Here is a 22,526-nt window from a genome sequence, read left to right as displayed (position 1 = left end):
GGGCAGCCCAACCACTGCGTGTCGTCGTGCGACGCAGCGATCAGGTGAGCGCAGGCTCCGCCTGGTGTGCGTCGACGCTCTCCATGATCCTGTCGTGGTGAGAAGCGGCAGCCGTCAGCGTGTCGTTCTCGGCCTGGATCCGTCCGAGCTCGGATTCCAGGTCCTGCACGCGCTGCTGGAGCCGTCGCATCTCGGCGAGGAGTCGAGGGTCGGAGCCGCCGACGTAACCGAGAAGCGCCTTTGCCATGATGGATGGTCCTCCACACTGAGTGACCGACCGATGCGGTGTGGGTCGTGAGGGATTCGCACCCGCGGCCGCTTGGCACTGTGGAGTTGTGCTGGCGTTCATCCATGCCAAACAGCTAAGGTGCGCGGGGCTTTCAGCGTCTCACCAAAAAGTTTGACGGTCAACACGATCACGCCCTGTATCGGGGGGCAACCCGCTGGCACGCGGCCGGACACGGCGGCGCGGCGACTTCCACGGGGCACTCAGGGCGTGGCGATCATCCTTGCGTGTCGAGCCTGCCAAGGCAAGCGGTTCTCGGCAATCACCTGCTCGTTTCCGTTCCGGGCGGCCGTCGCGGACGGGCTTCCGGCCTCCCCGGCGGTCACCGCGCCCGCACGTCGTCAGCGGATCGCGAACCCGTCGTAGCCGCCGCGAGGTGTGTCCCAGATCTCGGTGACGCCGTCTACGCGCCCGGGCGTGTCATCTCCCTGGAGCCAGTCCAGGAGCCCTTGGCAACCCTGGCGCGGTCCCTCCGCGACCACCTGGACGCGACCGTCGGCCAGATTGAGGGCGAAACCGCTGAGGCCCCCGATCTCCAGCGCCTTGGCCCGCGTGAACCAGCGGAAACCCACACCTTGGACACGCCCTCGCACCCAGGCGACCAGTCGCACATCCTCACTCATGGCTGCAACCTAACCGGCCAATGTCCCTGGGGACACTTCCTCCCCGAGCGCCATGCGGTACCGTCCAGCCCCAATGAATCTCATATGAAACTCGCTCGATCGAGTGAGTTTGGTTGGCCGGGGGACGAGTCGACCGCGAGACCGAGGAAGGCCATCACATGGGACGCCACCGACGCTCCGACGCCGGCCGCGCCACCACGGGGGACCACGAGCCGCACGGCTCCTACGTGGGGGGCCTCGACCCGCAGCACACGCCCGAGGCCGGTTCCGTGCGGGGCATCGCCCCGTACCTGAACCCCGAGGCGTACGCCGAGACGGTGTCCAGGAGCGATGCCTACCTCTTCGCCCCGGAGGACCCGTACACCTCGGCGGTCCCCGACACCGTGCCCGGCGGCGGCACGGTCGGCTTCCCGATGGCCGAGGAACGCCGCCCCGTCGGCAACGGCACCGGCGGTCACACCTTCGGCGGCCACGACAGCCCGACCTTCGACGACCGGGGCCACGAGGGGCACGGCCTCGACGGTCATGGCCTCCAGGGTCACGGTTTCGAGGGCCACGGCCTGGACGGCTACGGCCCGGACAGCTATCACCTGGACAGTTACCGGCTGGACGGTGACGGCCCGGACGGTTTCCGCCCCGACGGCGGAAACCGGAACGGCGGCTCGCACCGCTCGCACCACCGCAAGAAGAAGAACATGGCGCCCGTCCGCAACGGTCTGCTCGGGGTCTCCGCGGCGGTGGCCATCGGCACCGTCGCGGTCGCCGCCGGCGTCCTGCCCGGCGGCGACACGTACACCCTGGGCGGGGGCGGCGCCGACAAGGTGCAGTCCGGGGACACGCAGAGCAACACCGAGGCCCTGCAGGGCGGCACCTCCGGCGCCGTGGAGGCCGGCGGCCTCGACGGCGACCCGTCGACCGGCGGCGCCTACGCCGAGCGCGGCGCGTCGCCGTCCTCCTCGGCCCCGTCGGCCCGGCCGACCACCGCGGCACCGGCGCCGGAAACCCCCTCCGAGAAGCCGTCGACCACCCCGTCGCAGAAGAAGCCGGCGCCGAAGACCACGCCGTCCCGCACCCCCACGGAGGTGCCGACGCAGGAGACCAACCCGCCGGAGACCTCCCCGGAGACGGCCGCGGTGACCGAGGTGCTCAGGCTGGTCAACGACGAACGCGCCAAGGCCGGGTGCAGCCCGCTGGCCGGGAACAGCGCGCTCGCGGACCTGGCCGGGGACTACAGCGAGGCCATGGCCGAGCAGGGCTTCTTCGACCACACCGACCCGAGCGGCAGGACCCCCTGGGACCGGGCCGAGGCAGCGGGCATAGGCAACCTCGGCGGCGAGAACATAGCCCGGGGCCAGGCGGACGCGGCAGCCGTCATGGAAGCCTGGATGAACAGCCCCGGCCACCGGGCCAACATCCTGAACTGCGACTTCAAGACACTCGGCGTCGGCGTGCAGTTCGGCTCGGGCGGCCCCTGGTGGACACAGAACTTCGGCTACTGAGATAACCGCAGGTCAAGGGGCTAGGAAGCCCCTGGGGCCGCCTCCGGGCCGTCCCCGGACAGCTCCTCATTCTCGAAGACGCGATCCACGGCGGCCCGGGTCCGCGTCTCACTCGACGGCATCAGGTGCGTGTACGTGCGCAGGGTGAAACCGGGGTCGTGGTGGCCCAGGTACTCACTGAGAGCCTTGATGCTCTCCCCCGCGTCCAGGAGCACCGAGGCATAGAAGTGCCGCAGGGCGTGCATGCCGTTGCTGCGCTCAGGGTCGACGCCGGCCGTTCGGAGAGCTGGCCGCCACACGCGGTCATTGAAGCGGTTGCGATTCAGTGCCAGGCCCTCGGCACTGATGAAGAGCAGCGAGGCCGTGACCGGCGGACCGTCGAGGGTCTTCCACGGCAGGGTGATCCTCGTCGCCGGGTGCCGCTTTAGGTGACCGGCCAACGCGAAGGCGACTGACTGGGGTAGAGGAACGTCGCGCTCTCGCCCGCTCTTTGGCGGAGCGAAGACCGCCCGATGGCGTTGCAGCAACTTGACCTGCCGCACGACATGCACGACACCGCCGAGGAAGTCGACGTCTTCCACCGCCAGGCCGAAGGCCTCTCCCTGCCGCAGGCCGAGGCCAGCCGCGACGTTCACCAGGGCCTGATAGCGGTCCGGCAAGGCGGCGCGAACTGCCGTGACCCTGCCGACTGACCAGGGCTTGACCTTGCGCGGCTCAAGTCGAGGAGCTTTGACCGAGCGTGCGCTACACGGATTGACGCGAATGATCCGGTCCTCGACGGCCGCGGTGAACACCGTCGAGACGTGGGCGAAGATGCCGCGCCGGTAGCCGGCCGAGAGCCCCCGCTCCTCCAGCGTGCGCAGCCAGAGGCGCAGATGGGAGGGCGTGAACGAACTCATCGGCCGAGTGCCCAGGTGCGGGATCGCGTGGAGCCGTAGCCGACTCTCTACAGACTCACGGGTCAACGGGTCGGTGATCTGCGTTGCCATCCACCCGGTGGCGTACTGCTCGAACGTGACCTTCCCGGAGATCCACGTAGTCACCGCGCGACATGTCGGCCTCGATGTTGGCGAGCCACTGTTCCGCCTTGCGCTTCTGCTTGTCCGGGAAGCTCTTGGACTTCTCGGAACCGTCCGGGCCGACGTACCGGGCGCGGTAGCGCATGCCGACGCCGAAGCGGTCGGTCTTGGCCTTGACGGTCTTGCCGTCGGAGTCGGTCTCGACTTTGTACCAACGGTCTTGGACGTGTCCGGCCATCTCAGGCGGCCCTTTCCATCTGGGACTCGACCCAGACGCGGACGTCTTCAGGGTCGAAGCGAAGGTGCCGGCCGACGCGGAAGCCGCGCGGTCCGGTCTGCTTGCGGCGCCACTGGTAGACGGTCTCGACGGGGACGCCGAGGAGGTCGGCCAGGTCGACCGGGGTCAGGTAGCGGTCGGGCAGCGCGCGCCTCATGTCCACGCCTCCGTGTCGTCGCTGTCATGCAGATCCGCGAGTGCGTCACGTGCCGTCTCGCGGTTCAGACGCAGGTCCCGAGCGATCGAGGCGGCGAGCCAGGACTCACCGGGGGTGTGTCCCTGCCCGGCGTAGGTCCAGTGGGCGAGCACGAGCGTGGAGCCCTCCGAGTCGTCGAGGTCCTCGGAGAGTCCCCGTTCCCTGCGTTCCTGGCGGGCGCGGAAGTCGGCGCGCGCCTGGCGCAGGGTGCCGAGGGTGGTGGAGTACTGGCGGGACTTGGTCGAGAAGTGGCCGCGGAAGCCGAGCATGTGAGCCCACCGCGCCAACAGCCGTTCCGGGTATGCGTCATCAAGCACCCAGCACGCTTCGATCAGGCGTCGGGTGTGCGCGGGCAACGGCAGCTTGTCGAGTTCCGAGAGCTCTCCGATCCGGCGGTCCACTGTGCCGGTGGTCTCGGCCGCCTTGGTGGCGTACTTGGCCACGTAGGAGGCCACGGCTTGCTCGGTCAGTTCCTCGTGGCCCAGTGCGCCGATGGCCTGTACGTCGACCTGGGAACCCCAGCGCAGGAGCCGCGCGGGGAAGTCGCCGGACGCGGGCACCGGTACCGAGACGCGCCCGGCAGCGGCACGGATCGCTCCGTCCAGCAGAGCGACCGTGGCCCACGGTGGCGGAGCCGAGTCGGGACCGGCCGGGCCGTCGAGGCGCACCACGGCGTGGAAGTGCACGGCCCCACGCTTTTGGAATTCGGCGACCTTACCGAAGGAGACCCGGCACACCTCCCGCAGCGCCGACTGCGTCAGGCCGGCGCGAGCGGCGATCTCCCTGCGCAGGTAGATGGTGAAGCGCCGCCACAGATCCCCGGCGAAGTTGTTGAACAGCACCGACCCCGCGTAGTCGTACGAGGCCGGATCGAGTGCCGTACCGAGCGCTGGATCAGCGTCAGCGTGCTGGGCGCCACAGCGGCAGCGTCCGGAGTCGGGGCGGTTGTGAACCGGGCCGAACGAGGGTGCGGTCAGGGTGGCGAAGACGCGGGGGTGATCCCGCACCGTCGCGGGCACGTCCTTGCGTTCGTCGCCGGTGATCCCGGCACGGATCAGGTGATAGGTGTCCCCGGCGTAGGTCCAGGCGCAGGCCGGGCAGCGCGAGGCACGGCGGTTGCCGCAGGCCACGCGGAGCGTGCCGCCCGGCTCCTGCTCGGTGCTGTAGGAGTACAGGACGTCACCGGTCTTCGCGTCGCGGGTGACGGTCTGGCCCTGGATGCGGATCGGGTGCGCGCAGCCGCCGGTACGGCTGACCTGTTCCTGCCACCGGTCGAAGCCGGGCGCGTTGGCGACCCGCAGCAGGTCGGCCAGGGTTACGGGGTCGACGCCGATGGAGGCCGCAGCACCGGCCACGGCCTCCGGAGGGACGGGGAAGACCGTCACGCGGACACCCCCGCGTACATCGACATACGCCCCTCAGGGTTGTGACCGGGGCACGCCTGATGCGCTTCGGTGCCGTCCCCCATGTCGAAGGGGATCCAGCCGGTACCCGCGCAGTGGCAGGCGCCTTCGACCCGCGGGCGACCGCCGCGCTTCCTGGCTTCCGGGGTCATCTCGGAGCGGAAGGTGAGCAGGGCGGCGACGCGCTCGGCTCGGTCCAGCCGAGCAGCGGACGGGAACCGGTGAGCGTGCGCCGCGTCCTGCTCCGGGGTGGCCGAGCCAGCCGCCCACAGCAGCCGGTAGCCGTAGGCGTACGCGGCCGAGCGGTACAGCTCATCCAGGCCCAGACGCATGACGCCCTGGAGAACCCAGAAGGTCAGCCGGTCGAGGTCTCCCCGACTGCTCCGGTAGCGGGCGGGCATGTCCGACGCGTACAGCGCGACCGCGCGCTCACAGTCCGACAGCTCTTCCACCGAGACGGACGGCGCAGATAAGGCGACCGCAGCGACGTGCTCAGCAACCAGAGTTGCGGGCATGATGGGACTTCCCTTCGAGGGAGCCAGGGGCGGCGGTTCTTCTTGGCGGTTGAGCGCCGCCCCTGGGCAGGCGTAGTTGGTGCCGGACCTCGCTCAATCACGTAGCGGGTACATCCCTAAGGTTCCCTAGGGCACCTTAGGGTGTCAAGGGGTACGCTAGGGATGCAGCCAACTGAGACGAGGGAGCAGACGCGATGGCAGACCAGGCCGACAATCGAGCGCCCTACGCGCAGATTGCCGCCCACTACGCGGAACTGATCACGTCCGGCGAACTACAGCCGGGCTCGCTTCTGCCGAGCATCAAGACCCTCTCTCAGGAGTGGAGCGTCAGCAGCGCGACTGCCGAGAAGGCGTTGCGGAAGCTGCGTACCGAGGGCCTCGTTCGGGGGATTCACGGAATCGGAACCGAGGTACTGGACCGGCCTGCGCCCATGTCGTCAGGGGCCCAGCGCCAGGACCGAGGACGTCGGACCGGCTCCAGCTGGGGAACCGGTGAACGGTCCGACTCGCATAAGGCCTCGGTTGTGCCGGCGCCCGCGGAGGTGGCACAAGCACTCGACCTCAAGCCAGGCTCCAGCGTGATCCGTCGAAGCCGGGTCTACCGCGACCGGCACGGCATCGTCGCGCACTCAACATCGTGGATTCCCGTGCGATACGGAGAGCTGATCCCACAACTCACGAGTAGTGAGCGGCTGACCGGGGGAACGTCGCTCCAGCTCATCGCGCAGGAAACCGGCAATCCGATCACGCATCGGTTCGACACCGCGTCCGCGCGGCTGCTGACCTCAGAGGATGCGAAGCTCTTGGAGCTGGACCCCGCGAAGCCACCGCAGGACCCTGTGGTCGTGATGACCGCAAAGTTCATCGACAGCCAAGGCATCGTTGTGGAGTTCGGCGTCGACCTTGGCGGCCCCGGCCGGGCGTGGCAGACGGCATCGGAAGTCACCCCGTGACAACCACCGATGGCACGCGCCAACCGTTCTGCGTCCTTATGGCAGGTCTTCCCGGCTCAGGCAAGACGACTTTGGCCCGTGCTCTGACAGCACGTGGATTCGTCAGGCTCTGCCCGGACGAGGAGATGTTCCGCCGCCACGGGGTGTACGGGGTCGATTTCCCACGAGGGACGTTCCCGACTCTTGAGCGGCCGATCCTCGAAGAGACCGCGGTCCAGCTCCGTGACCAGCTCCAGGCTGGGCACGATGTGGTGGTGGATCATGGCTTTTGGACGCCGGAAGACCGCGCTTACTGGCGATCGGTTGCGACCGAAGGTGGCGCGATCTCGGTGGTGATCTACCTTGAGGCCAGCCACGAAGAGCTGTGGTCCCGCGTGAGCAAGCGCAATGCCGGACACGAGGATGACCCGAACTCGATCTACTTCGCCGAAAGCGACCTGATCCGCTACCGGTCACGATTCGTGGCCCCAGAGCCCGGCGAACCACACATCGTCTATAGCGGCGAACCTGAGTCGGTTCTGAAGACCCTCCAATCGGAGCAGGCTCGCCCGTAGCCCGGAGCAACAAGGCCATCCATGCCGGGTTACAGGTTTCTCTACCTCATCAAGCCGGCTGCGCTGCGCTCCGCCGGGCGCGCTCCCGGCTCCGCCGCGGGCGACGCTCCTGCCTTCGGCCCGCTCCGCCCGCGCTGCGCCGACGCGCGCCCACATGTGGATAGGGCCGTGTGGCCATGAGTCGATCACCGCATAGAGCGGGTTGCGGTCAAGGCGATGCCTCCGGCGGGGGATCGGCCGGCACCGGGATGGAGGGGGCGCCATTCCCGGCCGCAAGTCCGTCGTGGCGTGCGCGGGGAGCTTCCATCCCGTCCACCGTCGACCCAGGCAGAGCCGAGCAGACGCGGCCCAGGGGCGTCAAGGTCGTTCGTACAGTTGCGCGCTCCACCTTGACGCCCCTGAACCACGCCTGCTCCACGGTGTGTGGGTCGACGGCGGACGGGATGGAAGCTGGGGTAAGTGGTGGGTTGGGGCAGAGGACAGGTGCACTCACCTTCTGCCCGGCCGATCTTGGGCTGTGGGAAGATGCCTCTTATGACTGGCATCCGATGGGGCCGTGCCTCGTAGAACAGCAGGTTCACTTCGACGGCGGGAACGCGGCCGGGGAAGACCGTGGGTGCGGTATCGCGATGTCCCCGGTCTGTCGGGAGCAGCAAATGCCGCCGTCCGCGTGCTCGAACGGGAGCGGTTGTCTCCGGGCATCGTGTCAGTGGCGCTAAGCGTGTGGTCCGTTCGCGTTCACGGCACCAAGCGCCGATGGAGGCCGTGGGAGGACGAGTTCACCTGCCCGTGCTGCGGCGAAGGCTGGGCTCGGGACAAGCTGCAAGAGGTTCTGTTCATGCTGCCGCCGAGAGCAGCCACCGAACTCCAAGGACAGATCAAGCGCCTGGACGCGGTGCTGCTCAGGCGAACGCACCACGACCCAATGACAGATTCGGAGTTGTCGTGGTGGCATCGCAGGTGCTGACCATGCCGAGCTCAGTCCATGCTGACTGCATGATCAAGACGGTGGCCAGGTTTCTGCGGTACAGCAGCGGAGTACAGCAACCAGCACGACCGTAGTCATCCCGCAGCAGCCTTCATGGACCCCCCAACCAGGCCAGCGACCCTCAGTGACCGCCCTGCCGATAGTTCGCATCGAGAGGGGCGCAATCCGGTCCGCTCCCTCATGGCACACTCCTATAATGCCTGCCGAAAGCGCATCGGACTTGGGAGCAGACATGACGACTCCGCGCATTCGGAGAATCGCCGGCCAGATCATGTTCTGTGTCAGCCTTCTCTGGGCCTGTGGGGAGTCGCTCTATGGAACCGGCATGTACCGCGTCGCCTCCATCCTGATGTTGATCATCGGCGGGGTGACGCTTGTCGGCATGGCCCTCGACCACATCCGTCCGCGGCCGAAACGTCGCAGAGCGCACAAGCAGGATGCCGGGAACTGAACACCCGCTCTGCCCGCCGTGTGCCCGCCTGAGGGAGGCTCCGAGACGGCGGTACAGCAGCGAAGTACCGCAACCACAGCAACCGACTACGCCCGGCAGTGCCCATCAGTACCCTTCAGGCAGCCTGCATGACCGCTGATGACCGATCTCTTTAGAGCTACGGATCAGATGCTCCCCGTGCCACAACCGTGCCAGAACGAGCGGGGAGCCACGGGGAACGGCAGGCGCCAGCAGGGCGCGTACCCGACGTCCGCCGGAGCGCTTCTTCCGCAGGTCACGCAGACTCTTGCCCCACCTCGCTCCTAAAGCGGTGGTCCGCACCTGCCGGGTGAGATCATCCGGGGATGGCAGACGCGCAACTACCCCCAGGCTGGACCCTCCAGCAGATCCGCGATGTATCTGGGGACCGGGAGGCTGTCGCGCTGGATCCGAACCGGGCGGTGAAGTGGGTGGCCGGCGCCGGAGCCCACGAGGTGCTGTATCCAGAGATCATTCTCGGCTTCCACGGCCTGTGCCTCGTGAAGCCCGTCGATGACGACGACTGGTACATGGGCAGCCTGTACGACGACGGCAGCATCGACTGTTGGGAAGCCTACGACGATCTGTACGAGGCACTACGCGGTCTGTAGTGGCATGCGGGCTGGACACCGGACGCCTTTGGTTCATGACGGCCCGGGCCGTCTGGGGGCCGTCGGAGGGTGCTCAGCGACGACCAACGCTGACAACCAGCGACAGCTAAGTCGCAGGTCGCAGCGTTGATCGATTGCACGGCCGCAGGTCAGAGACTCGGCCCTTCACTTCTTCGGCTACTGATCCAGCCCGGCGCTTGCCATCGGTAAGCGCCGTCTGTCGGTGAGCGCTGTGCGCGCGTACGCTGCGGGTATGACCGCCGAGCCCGCGCCGGAGCAGAACCCGCCGTACGACGTGTTCTCCCAGGCGTGTCCCTCCCGGGGCACGCTGGAGCACGTGACGGGACGCTGGGGGGCGCTGACGCTCGGCGCGCTGCACGAGGGGTCGCTGCGGTTCAACGAGCTCCGGCGCCGGGTCGACGGGGTGAGCGAGAAGATGCTCTCCCAGACACTGCACGCGCTGGAGCGCGACGGCCTGGTGCACCGCGAAGCCCAGCCGACCAACCCGCCGCGCGTCGACTACGAGCTGACGCCCCTCGGGCGGGGGGTCACCGAGCGCCTGCTGGAGCTCATCCGTCATCTGGAGGGGCGGATGGACGACGTGCTCGCCGCCCGGGAACGCTACGACGAGATCCGCGGCGGTCGCTGACACGTCGGGCAGTAGTAGCTGGACCGGTTCATCCACGAACGCCGGCGCATCGCCGTGCCGCACCTCCGGCACGGCAGCCCCTCGCGTCCGTACGCGTCCAGCGAGCGGTCGAAGTAGCCCGATTCGCCGTTGACGTTGACGTACAGGCTGTCGAAACTCGTGCCGCCCACCGACAGGGCCGCGTTCAGCACATCCCTGGTGTGGCCGAGGAGTTCGAGCGTGCGGGGGCGGGTGAAGGTGGAGGTCGGGCGGTCGTAGTGGAGACGGGAGCGCCACAGGGCCTCGTCCGCGTAGATGTTGCCGACGCCGCTGATCAACGACTGGTCCAGCAGGGCCCGTTTGATCGTGCTGCGCTTGCGGCGCAGCGCCTGGTGGAACGCCTCGTCGTCGAATCGCTCGTCCAGCGGGTCGCGGGCGATGTGGCCGATGACGTCGGGCAGGCCGTCGGGGGTGGTGTCGTGCAAGGAGAGGCCGCCGAACGTGCGCTGGTCGACGAAGCGCAGCTCGGTGCCGAGGGCGTCGGAGAACCGGACGCGGATGCGCAGATGCTTCTCGTCGGGCGCCGCGTGCGGCTGGACGAGGAGCTGGCCGCTCATGCCGAGGTGGGCCAGGATCGCCTGGCCGGTGTCCTCCAGCGGCAGCCACAGGTACTTGCCGCGCCGGCCCGGGACGCCGACCTCATGGCCTCTCAGGCGGTGCGCGAAGTCGTCGGCACCGGCGACGTGACGGCGCACGGCACGCGGGTGCAGCACCTCGACCTCGGTGACGCTCCGGTGGGCGACCCACTGCTCCAGGCCGCGCCGGACGACCTCCACCTCGGGCAACTCGGGCATCGCGCCTCCCCGTTCCCTGCCGTCGTACGAGCCGAGCGCCCGCCCCGGGGCTGGGGCGGGCGCTCGGGTCTGCTCTTCTCCCGTGCTTCCACGGGACGCTGTCCCGCCGGGGCGGATCAGCCCGACGCCGAGGGGGCGTCCGTGCCGTCGCCGTCCACGGCGGCCGTGGAGGCCGGGGCTTCGGAAGCCTGACCGGCAGGCGCCGCCCCAAGGGCTTCCGCGGCAGCGGCCTCGCTTGGCGAGGCACCGTCGACCGGGACCGCGTCGACGGCCGGTCCGGCGCCCGCGGCCGCGGCGGCCTTGGCACGCTCGTCCGCGGCCGCGCGGATGGACCGCCAGGCGGATTCGGCGGCCTGCTGCTCCGCCTCCTTCTTGCTGCGGCCGGTGCCGGTGCCGTACGAGACGCCTCCGACGCGGGCGGCAGCGGTGAAGGTCTTCTCGTGATCGGGACCGGTCTCCGTGACCAGGTACTCGGGAACGCCGAGCCCCTCGGTCGCGGTGAGCTCCTGGAGGGACGTCTTCCAGTCCAGGCCGGCGCCCAGATTGGAGGACTTCTCGATCAGCGGGTCGAACAGGCGGTGCACCAGTTCCCCCGCCGCGTCCAGGCCCTGGTCGAGATAGACCGCGCCGATCACCGCTTCCAGGGTGTCGGCGAGAATGGATGCCTTGTCCCGGCCGCCCGTGCCCTCTTCACCGCGGCCGAGCCGGATGAAGGCGCCGAGATCGAGCGTCCGCCCCACGTCCGCCAGCGCACGCGAGTTGACCACCGCGGCCCGCAACTTGGCCAACTGGCCCTCGGGCAGGTCGGGGTGGGTGCGGTACAGCGTGTCGGTGACGACGAGACCGAGCACGGAGTCCCCGAGGAACTCCAGCCGCTCGTTCGTCGGCAGACCGCCGTTCTCGTACGCGTAGGAACGGTGCGTCAGCGCGCGCACCAGAAGGGCGGACTCGAGCTTGTAGCCGAGCCGCCCTTCCAGAAGCGTGTGGGACGAGGCCTGGTTGTCCGGTCCACCCCCGCTCGCGCGGGAAGACTGCTTCTTCGGTGTGGACACAGTGCCTCTCACCAGCCGCTCAGACCTCGAGGACCTGGCGTTTGTTGTAGGTGCCGCAAGACGGGCACGCGATGTGCTGCTGCTTGGGCTCGTGGCAGCGCTCGCACGCAACCAGGGTGGGGACCGCAGCCTTCCACTGCGACCGGCGGTGGCGCGTGTTGCTGCGCGACATCTTCCGCTTCGGAACAGCCACGGCTACTTCTCCTGCTTCTCGTCGACGGGCGCTGATGGAAGCGCGCCGCCGCTCATCTCGTCCTTCTCGCCGTCTCCGAGTGGACCGGCGAGTCCCTGCAAAGCCGCCCAACGGATGTCGACGGCGTCGTGGTGGTGGTCCGGGTCGTCCGCGAGCCGTGCTCCGCACTCGGAGCACAGACCCGGGCAGTCCTCCCGGCACACCGGCTGCATCGGCAGTGCGAGCACCACCGCATCACGCAGCACGGGCTCAAGGTCGAACATGCCGTCCTCGAGAAAGAGCCTGCCCTCGTCGTCCTCGGCGTCGTCGCCCGGTTCCGCGATCACGCGGCCCCGGTCGTCGGCGTCAGGGTACGAGAACATCTCCTGGAAGTCCGCTTCGAGCTGCTGCTCGACCGGCTCCAGACACCTTACGCACTCCCCCTCGGCCCGTGCACGGGCGGTGCCTGTGACGAGCACACCCTCCATGACGGACTCCAGACGGAGGTCGAGCTCGACCGGCGCGCCTTCCGGCACTCCGATGACGTCCTTCAGACCGAGGTCCTTCGGGGCGTCGACCGTGCGGGTCAGGCGCTGCTGCGCACCAGGACGCCGTCCCAGCTCATGCGTGTCGAACACGAGAGGGTTGCGGTGGTCGAGGCGGGCGTTCAGAGCCATTCCTGCTTTCGATCTTGTGAACTCGCTGGGGACGCCGCCCCGCGGTGTCCGTGGGCAGCATGGATCGCGGGCGTACACGCGACCGAAGAGCCAGGATACTGGACCTTTCGCCGACAGCCCAATCGGAGGTCTCAGCCGTTGCCGCGGCCTTGTTCGTAGGCCCGCAACTGCTCCGCGCTGATCATGCTGGTGTCGAAGAGACTGGTCTCGTCGAGCGCCTGCGGCTGCTGCTGATAGCCGGCGTGCCCCTGGCTCTGATGCGGATCGTAGCCGGGCTGCTGCGGGTACGCGGCGTACGGATCGGCCTGCTGGTAGCCGTACGGGTCCTGCTGCGCGTACTGCTGCTGGTAGCCGTAAGGGTCCTGCTGCTGCGGCGACTGCTGGTAGGCGTAGGCGTCCTGGGGCGCGTAGGGCTGCTGGGACGGCATCACCGGCTGCTGGGGCTGCTGCGCGGACTCGGCCGGGGCGTCGGCCATGGCGGCGAGGTCGGCGAGGTAGTCGGCGTCGCTGCTGTGCTGGACGGTGCCGGTGTCCAGGGAGCCCAGGTCGTCGCTGGCGATCCGGCCGTGCAGGGTCTGGCGGCCGCGGCCCACCGCCTCCAGGGTCTTGGCGAGGACCGCCTCGAAGGCGCCGAGCTTGATGTCGACGTACTCGTCGGCGGTGCGGCGCAGCGTCTCCGGGTCGTGGCTGCGCTCGGGGGCGTCCTCGTCCTCGTACCCCTGCTCGTCGAGGCCGGGGCCGGTGCCGAGCAGCTTCTCGCGGCCGCGGCCGACGGAGCCGAGGGTCTTGGTGAGGACGACCTCGAAGTTGGCGAGCTTGGAGTCGACGTAGTTGTCGGCCTCGGCGCGGACCTCCTCGGCCTCCTTGCCGGCCTCGGCGAGGATCCGGTCGGCCTCGGCCTGGGAGCGGCGGGCGATCTCCGTGTCGGAGATCAGCGAGCCGCGCTCGGTGTGCGCGCCCTGGATGATCCGGTCCGCCTCCTGGCGGGCCTGCTCGACCATCTGCTCACGGCCGCCGATCAACTCCTGGGCCTCGGCCAGGGAGTCGGGCAGCGCCGCGCGCACCTCTTCCAGCAGGGCGAGCAGTTCGGCGCGGTTGACCACGCACGAGGCCGACATGGGCATGCCCCGGGCGGTGGAGACCGTCGCCACGATCTCGTCGAGCTTCTTCTGTACGTCCACCGGTTGCTCGCCACTCTCTACAGCTGTGTTGGAGACGGACGGAACGACTGTACGGCCATGAAGTGCTCGCGGGACACCGGATGACGGGGCCGGCCGGGGCCTGCGGGATCAGCGCTTGCCGAGGCGTTCGGTGAGGGCGGCCAGGATCGTCGGCGGCACCAGGTGGGAGACGTCGCCGCCCCAGGCCGCGACCTCCTTGACCAGGGAGGACGACAGGAAGCTGTAGGTGGGGTTGGTGGGCACGAAGAGGGTCTCCACGCCCGACAGGCCGTTGTTCATCTGGGCCATCTGCAGCTCGTAGTCGAAGTCGCTGACGGCCCGCAGGCCCTTGACGATGGCCGGGATGTCGCGCTGCTTGCAGAAGTCGACGAGGAGGCCGTGGAAGGACTCGACCCGCACGTTCCCGTAGTCGGCGGTGACCTCGCGGATCAGTTCGATCCGCTCCTCGACCTCGAAGAGGCCCTTCTTCGACTGGTTGATCATCACCGCGACATAGACCTCGTCGTAGAGGCGGGACGCGCGGGCGATGATGTCCAGGTGACCGTTGGTGATCGGGTCGAACGACCCGGGACAGACGGCTCGGCGCACTTGAGATCCCTCGCTCTCAGGTCCGGTCATGGTGCGTCTTCGCACGTGGAGGCGGCGCGACCGTACCAAAACGTTCCCTCACCGTAACGGCGGGTACGCAGGGCTTCGAAACCCTCCGGCCACCCGAACTCGCCACCCCTGGTGCTGCGCTCCACGGTGACGAGGGCTTCCTCCGCGAGCCACCCCTCCGTGCGGAGTGTGAGCAGGATCTCGCGAAGATCGTGGTCCGTGACCGCGTACGGGGGGTCGAGGAAGACGAGGTCGTACGGCTCGCCCGGCGGGGAGGTGCGGATGATCTGCTCCGCCTTGCCCGATTTGACCTCGGCGCCGGGCAGGCCGAGGTTGTGCACGTTCTCCCGGACGACACGGGCTGCCCGGGTGTCCGCCTCGACCAGCAGGGTGTGGCCGGCGCCACGGGAGAGCGCCTCCAGGCCGACGGCGCCGGAGCCCGCGTAGAGATCGAGCACGCGTTCGCCGTCCAGCGGGCCGCCGAGCAGGGACTGCCAGGTGGAGAAGAGGCCCTCGCGGGCGCGGTCGGAGGTGGGGCGGGTGCCGGTCCCCGGCGGAACGGCCAGGCGGCGTCCGCCGGCCGCGCCGGCGATCACGCGGGTCATCTCGGGTCCTTGGTCGTGGGGGCCTTTACGGGTTCAGTCTGGCAGGCGGGCGCAGGGGGTGCGTTCCGTCGTGGGCGTCCGCGGCTCCGTCGTGGCTGGTCGCGCGGTTCCCCGCGCCCCTGGTGAGCCGCGCTCACCCCTTCTCCAGGTACTGCTCGCGCTCCTCGTCCAGCAGGGCGTCCAGTGCCGTGCGCAGGCCGGGCAGGCCGGCGAGATCGGGGTCGGCGGCGACCAGGGCCGCGGCCTCCTCGCGGGCCTCGGCGATGATCTCCTCGTCCTCGATGACGGCGAGCACCCGCAGGCTGGTGCGGGCGCCGGACTGGGCCTGGCCCAGGACGTCGCCCTCGCGGCGCTGTTCGAGGTCGATGCGGGAGAGCTCGAAGCCGTCGAGCGTGGCGGCCACCGCGTTCAGGCGCTGCCGGGCCGCGCTCGCCTCGGGCATCTCGCTGACCAGCAGGCAGAGTCCGGGGGCTGAGCCACGGCCGACACGGCCGCGCAGCTGGTGGAGCTGCGAGACACCGAAGCGGTCGGCGTCCATGATCACCATCGCGGTGGCGTTCGGCACGTTCACACCGACCTCGATGACCGTCGTGGCCACCAGCACGTCCGTCTCGCCGGCGGCGAACCGGCGCATCACGGCGTCCTTGTCGTCGGGCTGCATACGGCCGTGCAGGACCTCGACGCCGAGCCCCTGGAGCGGGCCGGCAGCGAGCTGGGCGGCCATGTCCAGGACGGCGAGCGGCGGACGCTTCTCCGCCTCGTCCTCGGGGCTCTTCCTCTGCGCGGCTTTGGGGTCGTCCTCCTCGTCGCCGATACGGGGGCAGACGACGTACGCCTGATGGCCCTGGGAGACCTCCTCGCGTACCCGCTCCCAGGTCCGGGCGAGGAAGTGCGGCTTGTCGGCGGCCGGGACGACATGGCTGGCGATCGGGGAGCGGCCCGCCGGGAGCTGGTCGAGGACGGAGGTGTCGAGGTCGCCGAAGACCGTCATGGCGACCGTGCGCGGGATGGGGGTGGCGGTCATGACCAGCAGGTGCGGCGGCTGCTTGCCCTTACCCCGCAGGGCGTCGCGCTGCTCGACACCGAAGCGGTGCTGTTCGTCCACGACGACCAGGCCGAGGTCGTGGAACTGCACCTTGTCCTCGATCAGCGCATGGGTGCCGATCACGATGCCGGCCTCACCGGTGACCAGGTCGAGCAGGGCCTGGCGGCGGGCGGCGGCCCCCATCGAGCCGGTGAGCAGCACGATCTTGGTGGCGTGCTCCGCGCCGCCGAGCATGCCGCCCTCGGCCAGCTCGCCCATCATCTCGGTGACGGACCGGTGGTGCTGCTGTGCGAGCACCTCGGTGGGCGCGAGCAGGGCGGCCTGCCCGCCCGCGTCGACGACGGCGAGCATGGCACGCAGGGCGACCATCGTCTTGCCCGATCCGACCTCGCCCTGCAGCAGCCGGTGCATCGGGTGGTCGGTGGCCAGGTCGTCGAAGATCTCCCGGGAGACCTTCTGCTGGCCCTCGGTGAGGGTGAAGGGCAGGCGGTCGTCGAAGGCCGCGAGGAGGCCGTCCGGGGCGGGGCTGCGGGGCACCGCCGGGAGCTGGGCGTCGGCGTGCCTGCGGCGGGCCAGGGCGACCTGGAGGACGAACGCCTCGTCCCACTTGAGGCGGTCACGTGCGGCGGCGATGTCCGCTTTGGTGTGCGGGCGGTGGATCTGCAGCAGGGCCTCGGGGAGGGAGACCAGGCCACGGCCCTCGCGCAGGGACTCCGGGAGCGGGTCGAGGGCCTCCTGGGCGCTGGGCAGCACGGTCTGGACGGCCTTGCCGATCTTCCAGGACTCCAGCTTGGCCGTGGCCGGGTACATCGGGATCAGGGCGCCCGCCCAGGTGTCGACCGCCTCCTCGGTGTCACCCTTCAGCAACTCGTACGCCGGATGCGCCAGTTGCAGCCGGCGGTTGAAGACGGAGACCTTGCCCGCGAACATCGCGCGGGTGCCCGGCAGCAGTTCCTTGTGGGGCTTGTGCACTCCGGCGCCGAAGAAGACCAGTTGGAGCCTGCCGCTGCCGTCCGTGATCGTCACTTCGAGACGCTGGCCCTTGCCGCGGGGCGCCTTGGCGGAGGCGAAGCTGTGCAGGCGCGCGTCGGCGACCTGGGCGACCACCGTGACGTGCTCGTCCATGGGGAGGTCGGCGAGGTGGGTGAGCTGGCCCCGCTCCTCGTATCTGCGCGGGTAGTGGTGCAGCAGGTCGCCGACGGTGTGCAGGCCGAGGTGCTCGGCCATCACCTTGGCGGTGGCGGGGCCGAGCACCTTCTTCAGTGGTTCGTCCAGTGCGGGCACGAGATCCATTGCACACCACGGCACTGACAACGGCCCACAGGCCTCGGCGGCGGATCCGTATACGTCTTGGGAAATCCCTGGTCAGGCGGTTCGCTCCGGCTCTAGGATGGCGCGTTCCGGCCATCCTTTCGCGGTCACCGCCTCACCGGGACCGCCCGACCCCGCGCCGAAGCGCTCCCCCCACCGGCGCCGTGACGATGGACTCCCAGACCTCACAGGCATCACAGGCCTCCCCTTCACCTCATACGTTCCAGGTCGATCTGCGCGGGCTGGTGGACCTGCTCTCCCATCACCTCTACTCCAGCCCCAAGGTCTACCTGCGCGAACTGCTGCAGAACGCGGTCGACGCCATCACCGCGCGCCGTGCCGAGCAGCCCGACGCCCCGGCGCGGGTGCGGCTGTACGCGGAGGAGGGCGCCCTGCGGGTGGAGGACTCCGGCATCGGCCTCACCGAGACCGATGTGCACGAACTGCTGGCGACGATCGGGCGCAGTTCCAAGCGGGCCGACGGCATCCAGGAGGTGCGCGCCGAGTTCCTCGGGCAGTTCGGCATCGGCCTGCTCGCCTGTTTCGTGGTGGCGGAGCGGATCCGGGTCGTCAGCCGCAGCGCCCGTACGCCCGATGCCCGTCCCGTGGAGTGGACGGCGACGGACGACGGCTCGTACACCGTGCGGACGCTGCCGGACACGGCCCGGCCCGAACCGGGCACGACCGTGTACCTGGAGGCGCGGGCGGGCGCCGGCGAGTGGCTCACCGAACGGCGCGTCCTGGCGCTGGCGCGGGACTTCGGCTCGCTGCTGCCCTACGACGTGCGGGTGGGCGACGAGGAGGTCACCGACCTGCCCGCGCCCTGGGACCGGCCCTACCCCTCCCCCAGCACCCGGCGGGTCGCCCTGGCCCGGCACTGCCACGACCTGTTCGGCTTCACCCCGCTGGACGCGATCGAACTGAACGTCCCGCTCGCCGGGATCCGCGGGGTGGCCTACGTGCTGCCCTCGGCGGTCAGTCCGGCGCAGCGCGCGCGGCACCGGGTCCACCTGAAGGGCATGCTGCTCACCGAGCGGGCCGAGCAGCTGCTGCCCGACTGGGCGTTCTTCGTGCGCTGTGTGCTCGACACCGACAGCCTGCGCCCGACGGCCTCGCGCGAGTCGCTGTACGAGGACGAGACGCTGGCCGCGGTACGGGACGCCCTGGGCGAAAGGATCCGGTCCTGGTTGACGGGTCTCGCCGCCGGTGACCCGGAGCGGCTCGCGGCCTTCCTGTCGGTGCACCACCTGGGCGTGAAGTCCCTGGCGCGGCACGACACGGAGATGCTGCGCACGATGCTGCCGTGGCTGCCCTTCGAGACGACGGACGGGCAGCTGTCGCTGGAGGAGTTCGCGCTGCGCCACCCGGTGGTGCACTTCACGCGCACGGTCGAGGAGTACCGGCAGGTCGCCCCGATCGCCTCCGCGCAGGGCGTCGGGGTGGTCAACGGCGGTTACACCTATGACAGCGAGCTGGTCCAGGCGCTGCCGTCGGTGCGTCCGGGCACGGTCGTCGCCGAGCTGGACGCGGACACCGTGACGGCGCACCTGGACGCCGTCGACCCGGCCGAGGAGCTGGCGCTGTCGGGCTTCCTGGCCGCGGCGCGGGCCAAGCTGGACCCGCTGGGCTGCGACGTCGTCCTGCGCGCCTTCCACCCGCTGTCCGTGCCCGCGCTGCACCTGGACGACCGGGCGGCCCGGCACGAGCAGGCCCGGGCGGCGGCCGAGGAGGAGGCGGACGGCCTGTGGGCGGGCATCCTGGGCTCGCTGCGCGGCAGCGCCCCCCGCGCGCGTCTGGTGCTCAACCACCTCAACCCGCTGATCCGCCGGATCAGTTCCGTGAACGACCCGGAACTCGTGGGCACCGCCACGGAGTCGCTGTACGGCCAGGCCCTGCTGATGGCGCAGCGCCCGCTGCGGCCCGCCGACTCCGCTTTGCTCAACCGGGCCTTCATCGGCCTGCTGGAATGGGCCACCCACAGCGACTCCGACTCCCCGGGGACGGTCACCGATGAGTGAGATCACGGACTTCGACGCGCTGCGCCGGGCGATGGCGGAGAACTCCGAGCAGCCCGAGGGACCCGCACGCAACGCGCGCGCGGAGCAGTTGCTCGTCCAGGCGGAGACGCTGAACGTCCCCCTCGCCGTGATCGAGGCGCTCGGACACCAGCTGAAGGTCTACAACTACAGCTCCGAGAAGGACAAGATGTTCGTCCCCTTCGCGCGCCTGCTGCGCATGTGGGACGAACACCCGGAGGACTTCGACGAGTACGAGACCCACGCGTTGCACTGGGTCTTCAAGTGGATGTCGGCCGGGATGCTCGACCAGCCGCACATCCCGCTGGCCTCCGTCGAGAAGTGGCTCGGCGAGATGGAGCACCGCTACCGCCTCGCCGGGCACTCCGAACGGGCCGTGCGCAGCGCCGAGTTCAGCGTGGCCGCGCACGTCGGTGACGCCGGCCGCGCCGAGCGGGCCTACGAGGCGTGGCTGGCGGCCGACCGCGACGCCATGGCCGACTGCCACGCGTGCGAGCTGCACGGACAGGGCTGGTGGCAGGTGGAGCGCGGCCGGGACGCGGAAGCCCTGGAGCTGTGGGCGCCGGTCCTGGACGGCGAGTTCGCGTGCGCCCACGAGCCGCACACCGTCCTGGCGTCCTCCCTGACGCCGCTGGTGCGGCTCGGCCGCCTCGACGAGGCGCGCGCGCACCATCTGCGGGGGTTCCGACTCGTGCGCGCCATGGAGAGCATGCGCGGGGCGTACGCGGACCATGTCGAGTTCTGCGCGCTCACCGGCAACGAGGCGCGGGGCCTCGAGCTGCTGGCCGAGCGGCCGGCGTACTTCACCGACACCGGGCATCCGCGCAGCCGGATGGACTTCATGGGCGTGGTGGCCCTGCTCATGGACCGGCTGACCGAGCTGGGGCTCGGCGACCAGGACGTGCCGGGGCCCGCGGACCGGTCGTGGTCCGCCCGCGAACTGGCGGCCCACGCGCGTGCGGAGGCTCTCGGCCTGGCGGCGCGGTTCGACGCGCGCAACGGCACGGCGCACGTGAGCGAGCGGGTACGCGCGCGTATCGAGCAGCGTCCGCTGGTGGGACGGCTCGCGCTGGGGGTGCGCTCGGACCGGCTGGGGTACACCGCGCGTCCGGTCGCCACGGCGCCTGTGACGCCCGCGTCCCCCGCGAGCGGCGAGGAGCCGGACCTGACGGCGCTGCTGGCCGAGGCGCGGCAGCTGTCGGACACGCTGCGGCCGAACGCCGTCGAGGCCTGGGCGGCCGTGGCGCGGGCCGCCGAGGGAGCCGAGCTGGACGCCCGTGACCGGGCGGAGATCGCCGACCACGAGGCGATGGACCTGGGTCCCGCCGGCGCGGAGCTCTTCGAGCAGGCCGCCGAGCTGTACGGGGCGGCCGGCGACCCGGGCGAGGCCCTGGCCGCACGCGCGCGTGCGGCGTACGTCCGCGCGCTCTCCGGTCGCGTCGACGAGGCCGTCGAGGCGGTGGCCGGGCCCTACGACGAGGTCCTCGCGCTGTACGCCGAGGACGGCACGGGCGTACGGCAGACCGCGTCCGTCCTCATGGGCCGGGCACGGATCCTGATGCGGCGGGTGCACGCGGCCGACGAGGCGACCGGGGACGCAGACGCCCGGAAGACCTTCCTGGCGGAGGCCGAGGCGGCCGTACGGGAGGTGATGGCGCTCGTCGGTGGCCACGGCGCCGACGACGTCCGGCTGGCCGCGCGGGCGGCCGAGGCGCGGGCGATGCTCGCCGAGCTGGCCGTGCACCACGGTGACGTCGAGAAGGCCGCCGCGCTGTTCGCCGGGGCCGCGACGGCGTACGTGGAGGCGGGGCTGCCGTGGTTCGCGGTGGAGTACGAGGCGAGGCTCGCCGGTCTCGCCCAGCACCTCGGGGACACCACCGAGGCCGAGCGGGCGCTGCGGGCGGCCCTGGAGCACGGCGGACCGCACCTGGAGGCCACCGGACGGGCCCAGCTGCACCTTCAGCTCGCGGAGGTGCTCGGCGGCCGGGGGCAGTCCGGCGAGGCGGCCGAGCACGCCCTGGAGGCGGCCCACTGGGCGGACGAGGCGGGCGAGGGGCCGACCTTCGGCGTCTGGGCACGGCACCTGCTCGGCGGCTTCCTGCTGCGGCAGGGCCAGTGGGCCGAGGCCGCGGAGGTGCTGGAGTCGGCGTTGCCCGATCTGAGTGCGGAGACGCACGGCGACGGCGCGATCGTGCAGACGCAGTGGTGGCTGGGTGACTGCCTGAGCGAACTCGGCGAGCACCGGGCGGCGGCCGAACGCCGCCTCCAGGCCGCCGAGACCGCCCGGCACTGGCCCGAGCAGCACGACCACGCCACCCTGGCGCACCTGGCCGCCGAGTCCCTGGGGCACGCCGGAATGCCGGCCGAGGCGGACCAGGCATACACGCGCGCGGGCGAGCTGTGGCGCTCCCTGGGCAACGTCCACGGTCTCGTCCGCGCCCTGCGCGCCCGCGCGTGGCTCGCGCTGCGCACGGACGACGGCACCGAGGCCGCGCGCGAGTTGATGGCGGCGGCCGTCCACGAGTGCGTCAGCGCCCTGAGCACCGCGGGGGACGAGGAGTCGCGGCAACGACTCACGGCCGAACTCGGGCACACCCACCGTCAGTTCGGCGACCTGCTCGCCCGCTCGTCGGCCGAGGACGCCGAGGACGGCTCGATCCGGGCCACGTTCGAGGAGGCCCTGACGGAGGTCGAGGAGGCCGTCTCCGTGTTCGCCTCGCTCGGCGCCGACGCCCGGCACGCCCGTACCGGGGCGGAACTCGCCGCGGGCTGGCTGGCGGCCGACCTGGGCCGCGGCAGCGAGGCGGCCGCACGCGCGCGTGCGGTCCTGGAGGAGTACGCCGACGCCGCCGAGGACGACGAGGGGGCGGGAGAACGGCAGACCGAGGCGGAGCAGATGCTGCGGGTCGTACGGGAGGGGCTGGACGACTGAGGGGCACCGACGGGCGACCCGGCGGACCGCCCTGTTCCGGCCC

General features: G+C 70.5%; 21 protein-coding genes and 1 pseudogene. 8 read left to right on the top strand and 14 right to left on the bottom strand.

Annotated elements, in window-relative coordinates; genetic code table 11:
• Positions 1-40: 40 nt before the first annotated feature.
• Complete coding sequence (locus ACWCPM_RS12370; RefSeq protein ID WP_450976077.1) at positions 41-247, bottom strand: hypothetical protein; 207 nt, start codon at positions 245-247, stop codon at positions 41-43.
• A 380-nt stretch (positions 248-627) separates the two neighbouring features.
• Positions 628-909 (bottom strand): acylphosphatase, encoded by a 282-nt coding sequence (locus ACWCPM_RS12365; RefSeq protein WP_450976076.1) that lies wholly within the window; start codon positions 907-909, stop codon positions 628-630.
• A gap of 158 nt (positions 910-1,067) precedes the next feature.
• Here ACWCPM_RS12365 and ACWCPM_RS12360 point away from each other — a divergent pair, with 158 nt between their 5' ends.
• Positions 1,068-2,408 carry a CAP domain-containing protein gene (locus ACWCPM_RS12360; RefSeq protein WP_450976075.1) on the top strand — a complete coding sequence of 447 codons (1,341 nt, stop codon included), beginning with the start codon at positions 1,068-1,070 and terminating at the stop codon, positions 2,406-2,408.
• A 20-nt stretch (positions 2,409-2,428) separates the two neighbouring features.
• Here ACWCPM_RS12360 and ACWCPM_RS12355 read toward each other — a convergent pair.
• The 4 genes and pseudogenes from ACWCPM_RS12355 to ACWCPM_RS12340 all read right to left on the bottom strand — a co-directional run bounded on the left by ACWCPM_RS12355 (position 2,429) and on the right by ACWCPM_RS12340 (position 5,818).
• Positions 2,429-3,665, bottom strand: a pseudogene (locus ACWCPM_RS12355) (tyrosine-type recombinase/integrase).
• 1 nt (position 3,666) lies between these two features.
• Positions 3,667-3,861 carry a helix-turn-helix domain-containing protein gene (locus ACWCPM_RS12350; RefSeq protein ID WP_381178468.1) on the bottom strand — a complete coding sequence of 65 codons (195 nt, stop codon included), beginning with the start codon at positions 3,859-3,861 and terminating at the stop codon, positions 3,667-3,669.
• Positions 3,858-5,285 (bottom strand): replication initiator protein RepSA, encoded by a 1,428-nt coding sequence (gene repSA / locus ACWCPM_RS12345; RefSeq protein WP_450976074.1) that lies wholly within the window; start codon positions 5,283-5,285, stop codon positions 3,858-3,860. Before repSA ends, ACWCPM_RS12350 begins: the two co-directional genes overlap by 4 nt.
• Complete coding sequence (locus tag ACWCPM_RS12340) at positions 5,282-5,818, bottom strand: hypothetical protein (RefSeq protein WP_450976073.1); 537 nt, start codon at positions 5,816-5,818, stop codon at positions 5,282-5,284. The genes repSA and ACWCPM_RS12340 overlap by 4 nt, the downstream gene beginning before the upstream one ends.
• A gap of 194 nt (positions 5,819-6,012) precedes the next feature.
• Between ACWCPM_RS12340 and ACWCPM_RS12335 the strand changes: the two genes are divergently transcribed.
• From ACWCPM_RS12335 to ACWCPM_RS12315, 5 genes are all read left to right on the top strand, one after another.
• On the top strand, positions 6,013-6,771 hold the full coding sequence (locus ACWCPM_RS12335) for a GntR family transcriptional regulator (RefSeq protein WP_450976072.1): 759 nt from the start codon (positions 6,013-6,015) through the stop codon (positions 6,769-6,771).
• Complete coding sequence (locus ACWCPM_RS12330; protein WP_450976071.1) at positions 6,768-7,325, top strand: AAA family ATPase; 558 nt, start codon at positions 6,768-6,770, stop codon at positions 7,323-7,325. The genes ACWCPM_RS12335 and ACWCPM_RS12330 overlap by 4 nt, the downstream gene beginning before the upstream one ends.
• 1,184 nt (positions 7,326-8,509) lie before the next feature.
• On the top strand, positions 8,510-8,764 hold the full coding sequence (locus ACWCPM_RS12325) for a hypothetical protein (RefSeq protein ID WP_450976070.1): 255 nt from the start codon (positions 8,510-8,512) through the stop codon (positions 8,762-8,764).
• 344 nt (positions 8,765-9,108) lie between these two features.
• The gene (locus ACWCPM_RS12320) at positions 9,109-9,393 is read left to right on the top strand and encodes a hypothetical protein (protein ID WP_450976069.1); all 285 of its coding nucleotides are present in this window, start codon (positions 9,109-9,111) and stop codon (positions 9,391-9,393) included.
• Positions 9,394-9,646: 253 nt separating this feature from the next.
• A complete protein-coding gene (locus ACWCPM_RS12315) occupies positions 9,647-10,042 on the top strand; it encodes a winged helix-turn-helix transcriptional regulator (protein WP_450976068.1) in 396 nt (131 codons plus the stop codon).
• On the opposite strand, the gene mutM is transcribed toward ACWCPM_RS12315, so the two are convergent.
• The 8 genes from mutM to recG all read right to left on the bottom strand — a co-directional run bounded on the left by mutM (position 10,015) and on the right by recG (position 17,497).
• Positions 10,015-10,875 carry a bifunctional DNA-formamidopyrimidine glycosylase/DNA-(apurinic or apyrimidinic site) lyase gene (gene mutM / locus ACWCPM_RS12310; RefSeq protein ID WP_450976067.1) on the bottom strand — a complete coding sequence of 287 codons (861 nt, stop codon included), beginning with the start codon at positions 10,873-10,875 and terminating at the stop codon, positions 10,015-10,017. The two genes, ACWCPM_RS12315 and mutM, sit on opposite strands and share 28 nt — an antisense overlap.
• A gap of 116 nt (positions 10,876-10,991) precedes the next feature.
• The gene (rnc, locus tag ACWCPM_RS12305; protein ID WP_450976066.1) at positions 10,992-11,939 is read right to left on the bottom strand and encodes a ribonuclease III; all 948 of its coding nucleotides are present in this window, start codon (positions 11,937-11,939) and stop codon (positions 10,992-10,994) included.
• Between the two features lie 7 nt (positions 11,940-11,946).
• Positions 11,947-12,120 (bottom strand): 50S ribosomal protein L32, encoded by a 174-nt coding sequence (gene rpmF, locus ACWCPM_RS12300; protein ID WP_003951102.1) that lies wholly within the window; start codon positions 12,118-12,120, stop codon positions 11,947-11,949.
• A gap of 2 nt (positions 12,121-12,122) precedes the next feature.
• Positions 12,123-12,776: a YceD family protein gene (locus ACWCPM_RS12295; protein WP_450976065.1), complete on the bottom strand. Its 654-nt coding sequence runs from the start codon at positions 12,774-12,776 to the stop codon at positions 12,123-12,125.
• 131 nt (positions 12,777-12,907) lie between these two features.
• Positions 12,908-13,957, bottom strand: coding sequence for a cell division initiation protein (locus ACWCPM_RS12290; RefSeq protein WP_450976064.1), 1,050 nt, complete (start codon positions 13,955-13,957; stop codon positions 12,908-12,910).
• A 108-nt stretch (positions 13,958-14,065) separates the two neighbouring features.
• On the bottom strand, positions 14,066-14,545 hold the full coding sequence (gene coaD, locus ACWCPM_RS12285; RefSeq protein ID WP_450976063.1) for a pantetheine-phosphate adenylyltransferase: 480 nt from the start codon (positions 14,543-14,545) through the stop codon (positions 14,066-14,068).
• A gap of 26 nt (positions 14,546-14,571) precedes the next feature.
• A complete protein-coding gene (gene rsmD / locus ACWCPM_RS12280; protein ID WP_450976062.1) occupies positions 14,572-15,159 on the bottom strand; it encodes a 16S rRNA (guanine(966)-N(2))-methyltransferase RsmD in 588 nt (195 codons plus the stop codon).
• A 133-nt stretch (positions 15,160-15,292) separates the two neighbouring features.
• A complete protein-coding gene (gene recG / locus ACWCPM_RS12275; protein WP_450976061.1) occupies positions 15,293-17,497 on the bottom strand; it encodes an ATP-dependent DNA helicase RecG in 2,205 nt (734 codons plus the stop codon).
• Between the two features lie 188 nt (positions 17,498-17,685).
• Here recG and ACWCPM_RS12270 point away from each other — a divergent pair, with 188 nt between their 5' ends.
• Both ACWCPM_RS12270 and ACWCPM_RS12265 read left to right on the top strand, forming a co-directional pair.
• Positions 17,686-19,533 carry an HSP90 family protein gene (locus tag ACWCPM_RS12270; protein ID WP_450976060.1) on the top strand — a complete coding sequence of 616 codons (1,848 nt, stop codon included), beginning with the start codon at positions 17,686-17,688 and terminating at the stop codon, positions 19,531-19,533.
• Positions 19,526-22,483, top strand: coding sequence for a tetratricopeptide repeat protein (locus ACWCPM_RS12265; protein ID WP_450976059.1), 2,958 nt, complete (start codon positions 19,526-19,528; stop codon positions 22,481-22,483). The genes ACWCPM_RS12270 and ACWCPM_RS12265 overlap by 8 nt, the downstream gene beginning before the upstream one ends.
• Positions 22,484-22,526: the final 43 nt, after the last annotated feature.

This window comes from Streptomyces sp. NPDC002309, assembly GCF_053593375.1.
Note: the sequence above shows the minus strand (reverse complement) of the source record. Positions and strands in the feature narration are given on the sequence as shown.

Excerpts from the sequence above, each read along its gene's own strand:
- ACWCPM_RS12325 (WP_450976070.1), top strand. The coding sequence starts at position 8,510 with ATGCCTGCCGAAAGCGCATCGGACTTGGGAGCAGACATGACGACTCCG.
- ACWCPM_RS12360 (WP_450976075.1), top strand. The coding sequence starts at position 1,068 with ATGGGACGCCACCGACGCTCCGACGCCGGCCGCGCCACCACGGGGGAC.
- rsmD (WP_450976062.1), bottom strand. The coding sequence starts at position 15,159 with ATGACCCGCGTGATCGCCGGCGCGGCCGGCGGACGCCGCCTGGCCGTT.
- ACWCPM_RS12270 (WP_450976060.1), top strand. The coding sequence starts at position 17,686 with ATGGACTCCCAGACCTCACAGGCATCACAGGCCTCCCCTTCACCTCAT.
- mutM (WP_450976067.1), bottom strand. The coding sequence starts at position 10,875 with ATGCCCGAGTTGCCCGAGGTGGAGGTCGTCCGGCGCGGCCTGGAGCAG.
- ACWCPM_RS12315 (WP_450976068.1), top strand. The coding sequence starts at position 9,647 with ATGACCGCCGAGCCCGCGCCGGAGCAGAACCCGCCGTACGACGTGTTC.
- ACWCPM_RS12370 (WP_450976077.1), bottom strand. The coding sequence starts at position 247 with ATGGCAAAGGCGCTTCTCGGTTACGTCGGCGGCTCCGACCCTCGACTC.
- ACWCPM_RS12365 (WP_450976076.1), bottom strand. The coding sequence starts at position 909 with ATGAGTGAGGATGTGCGACTGGTCGCCTGGGTGCGAGGGCGTGTCCAA.
- ACWCPM_RS12350 (WP_381178468.1), bottom strand. The coding sequence starts at position 3,861 with ATGAGGCGCGCGCTGCCCGACCGCTACCTGACCCCGGTCGACCTGGCC.
- ACWCPM_RS12320 (WP_450976069.1), top strand. The coding sequence starts at position 9,109 with ATGGCAGACGCGCAACTACCCCCAGGCTGGACCCTCCAGCAGATCCGC.
- ACWCPM_RS12340 (WP_450976073.1), bottom strand. The coding sequence starts at position 5,818 with ATGCCCGCAACTCTGGTTGCTGAGCACGTCGCTGCGGTCGCCTTATCT.
- ACWCPM_RS12295 (WP_450976065.1), bottom strand. The coding sequence starts at position 12,776 with ATGGCTCTGAACGCCCGCCTCGACCACCGCAACCCTCTCGTGTTCGAC.
- recG (WP_450976061.1), bottom strand. The coding sequence starts at position 17,497 with ATGGATCTCGTGCCCGCACTGGACGAACCACTGAAGAAGGTGCTCGGC.
- ACWCPM_RS12265 (WP_450976059.1), top strand. The coding sequence starts at position 19,526 with ATGAGTGAGATCACGGACTTCGACGCGCTGCGCCGGGCGATGGCGGAG.
- ACWCPM_RS12335 (WP_450976072.1), top strand. The coding sequence starts at position 6,013 with ATGGCAGACCAGGCCGACAATCGAGCGCCCTACGCGCAGATTGCCGCC.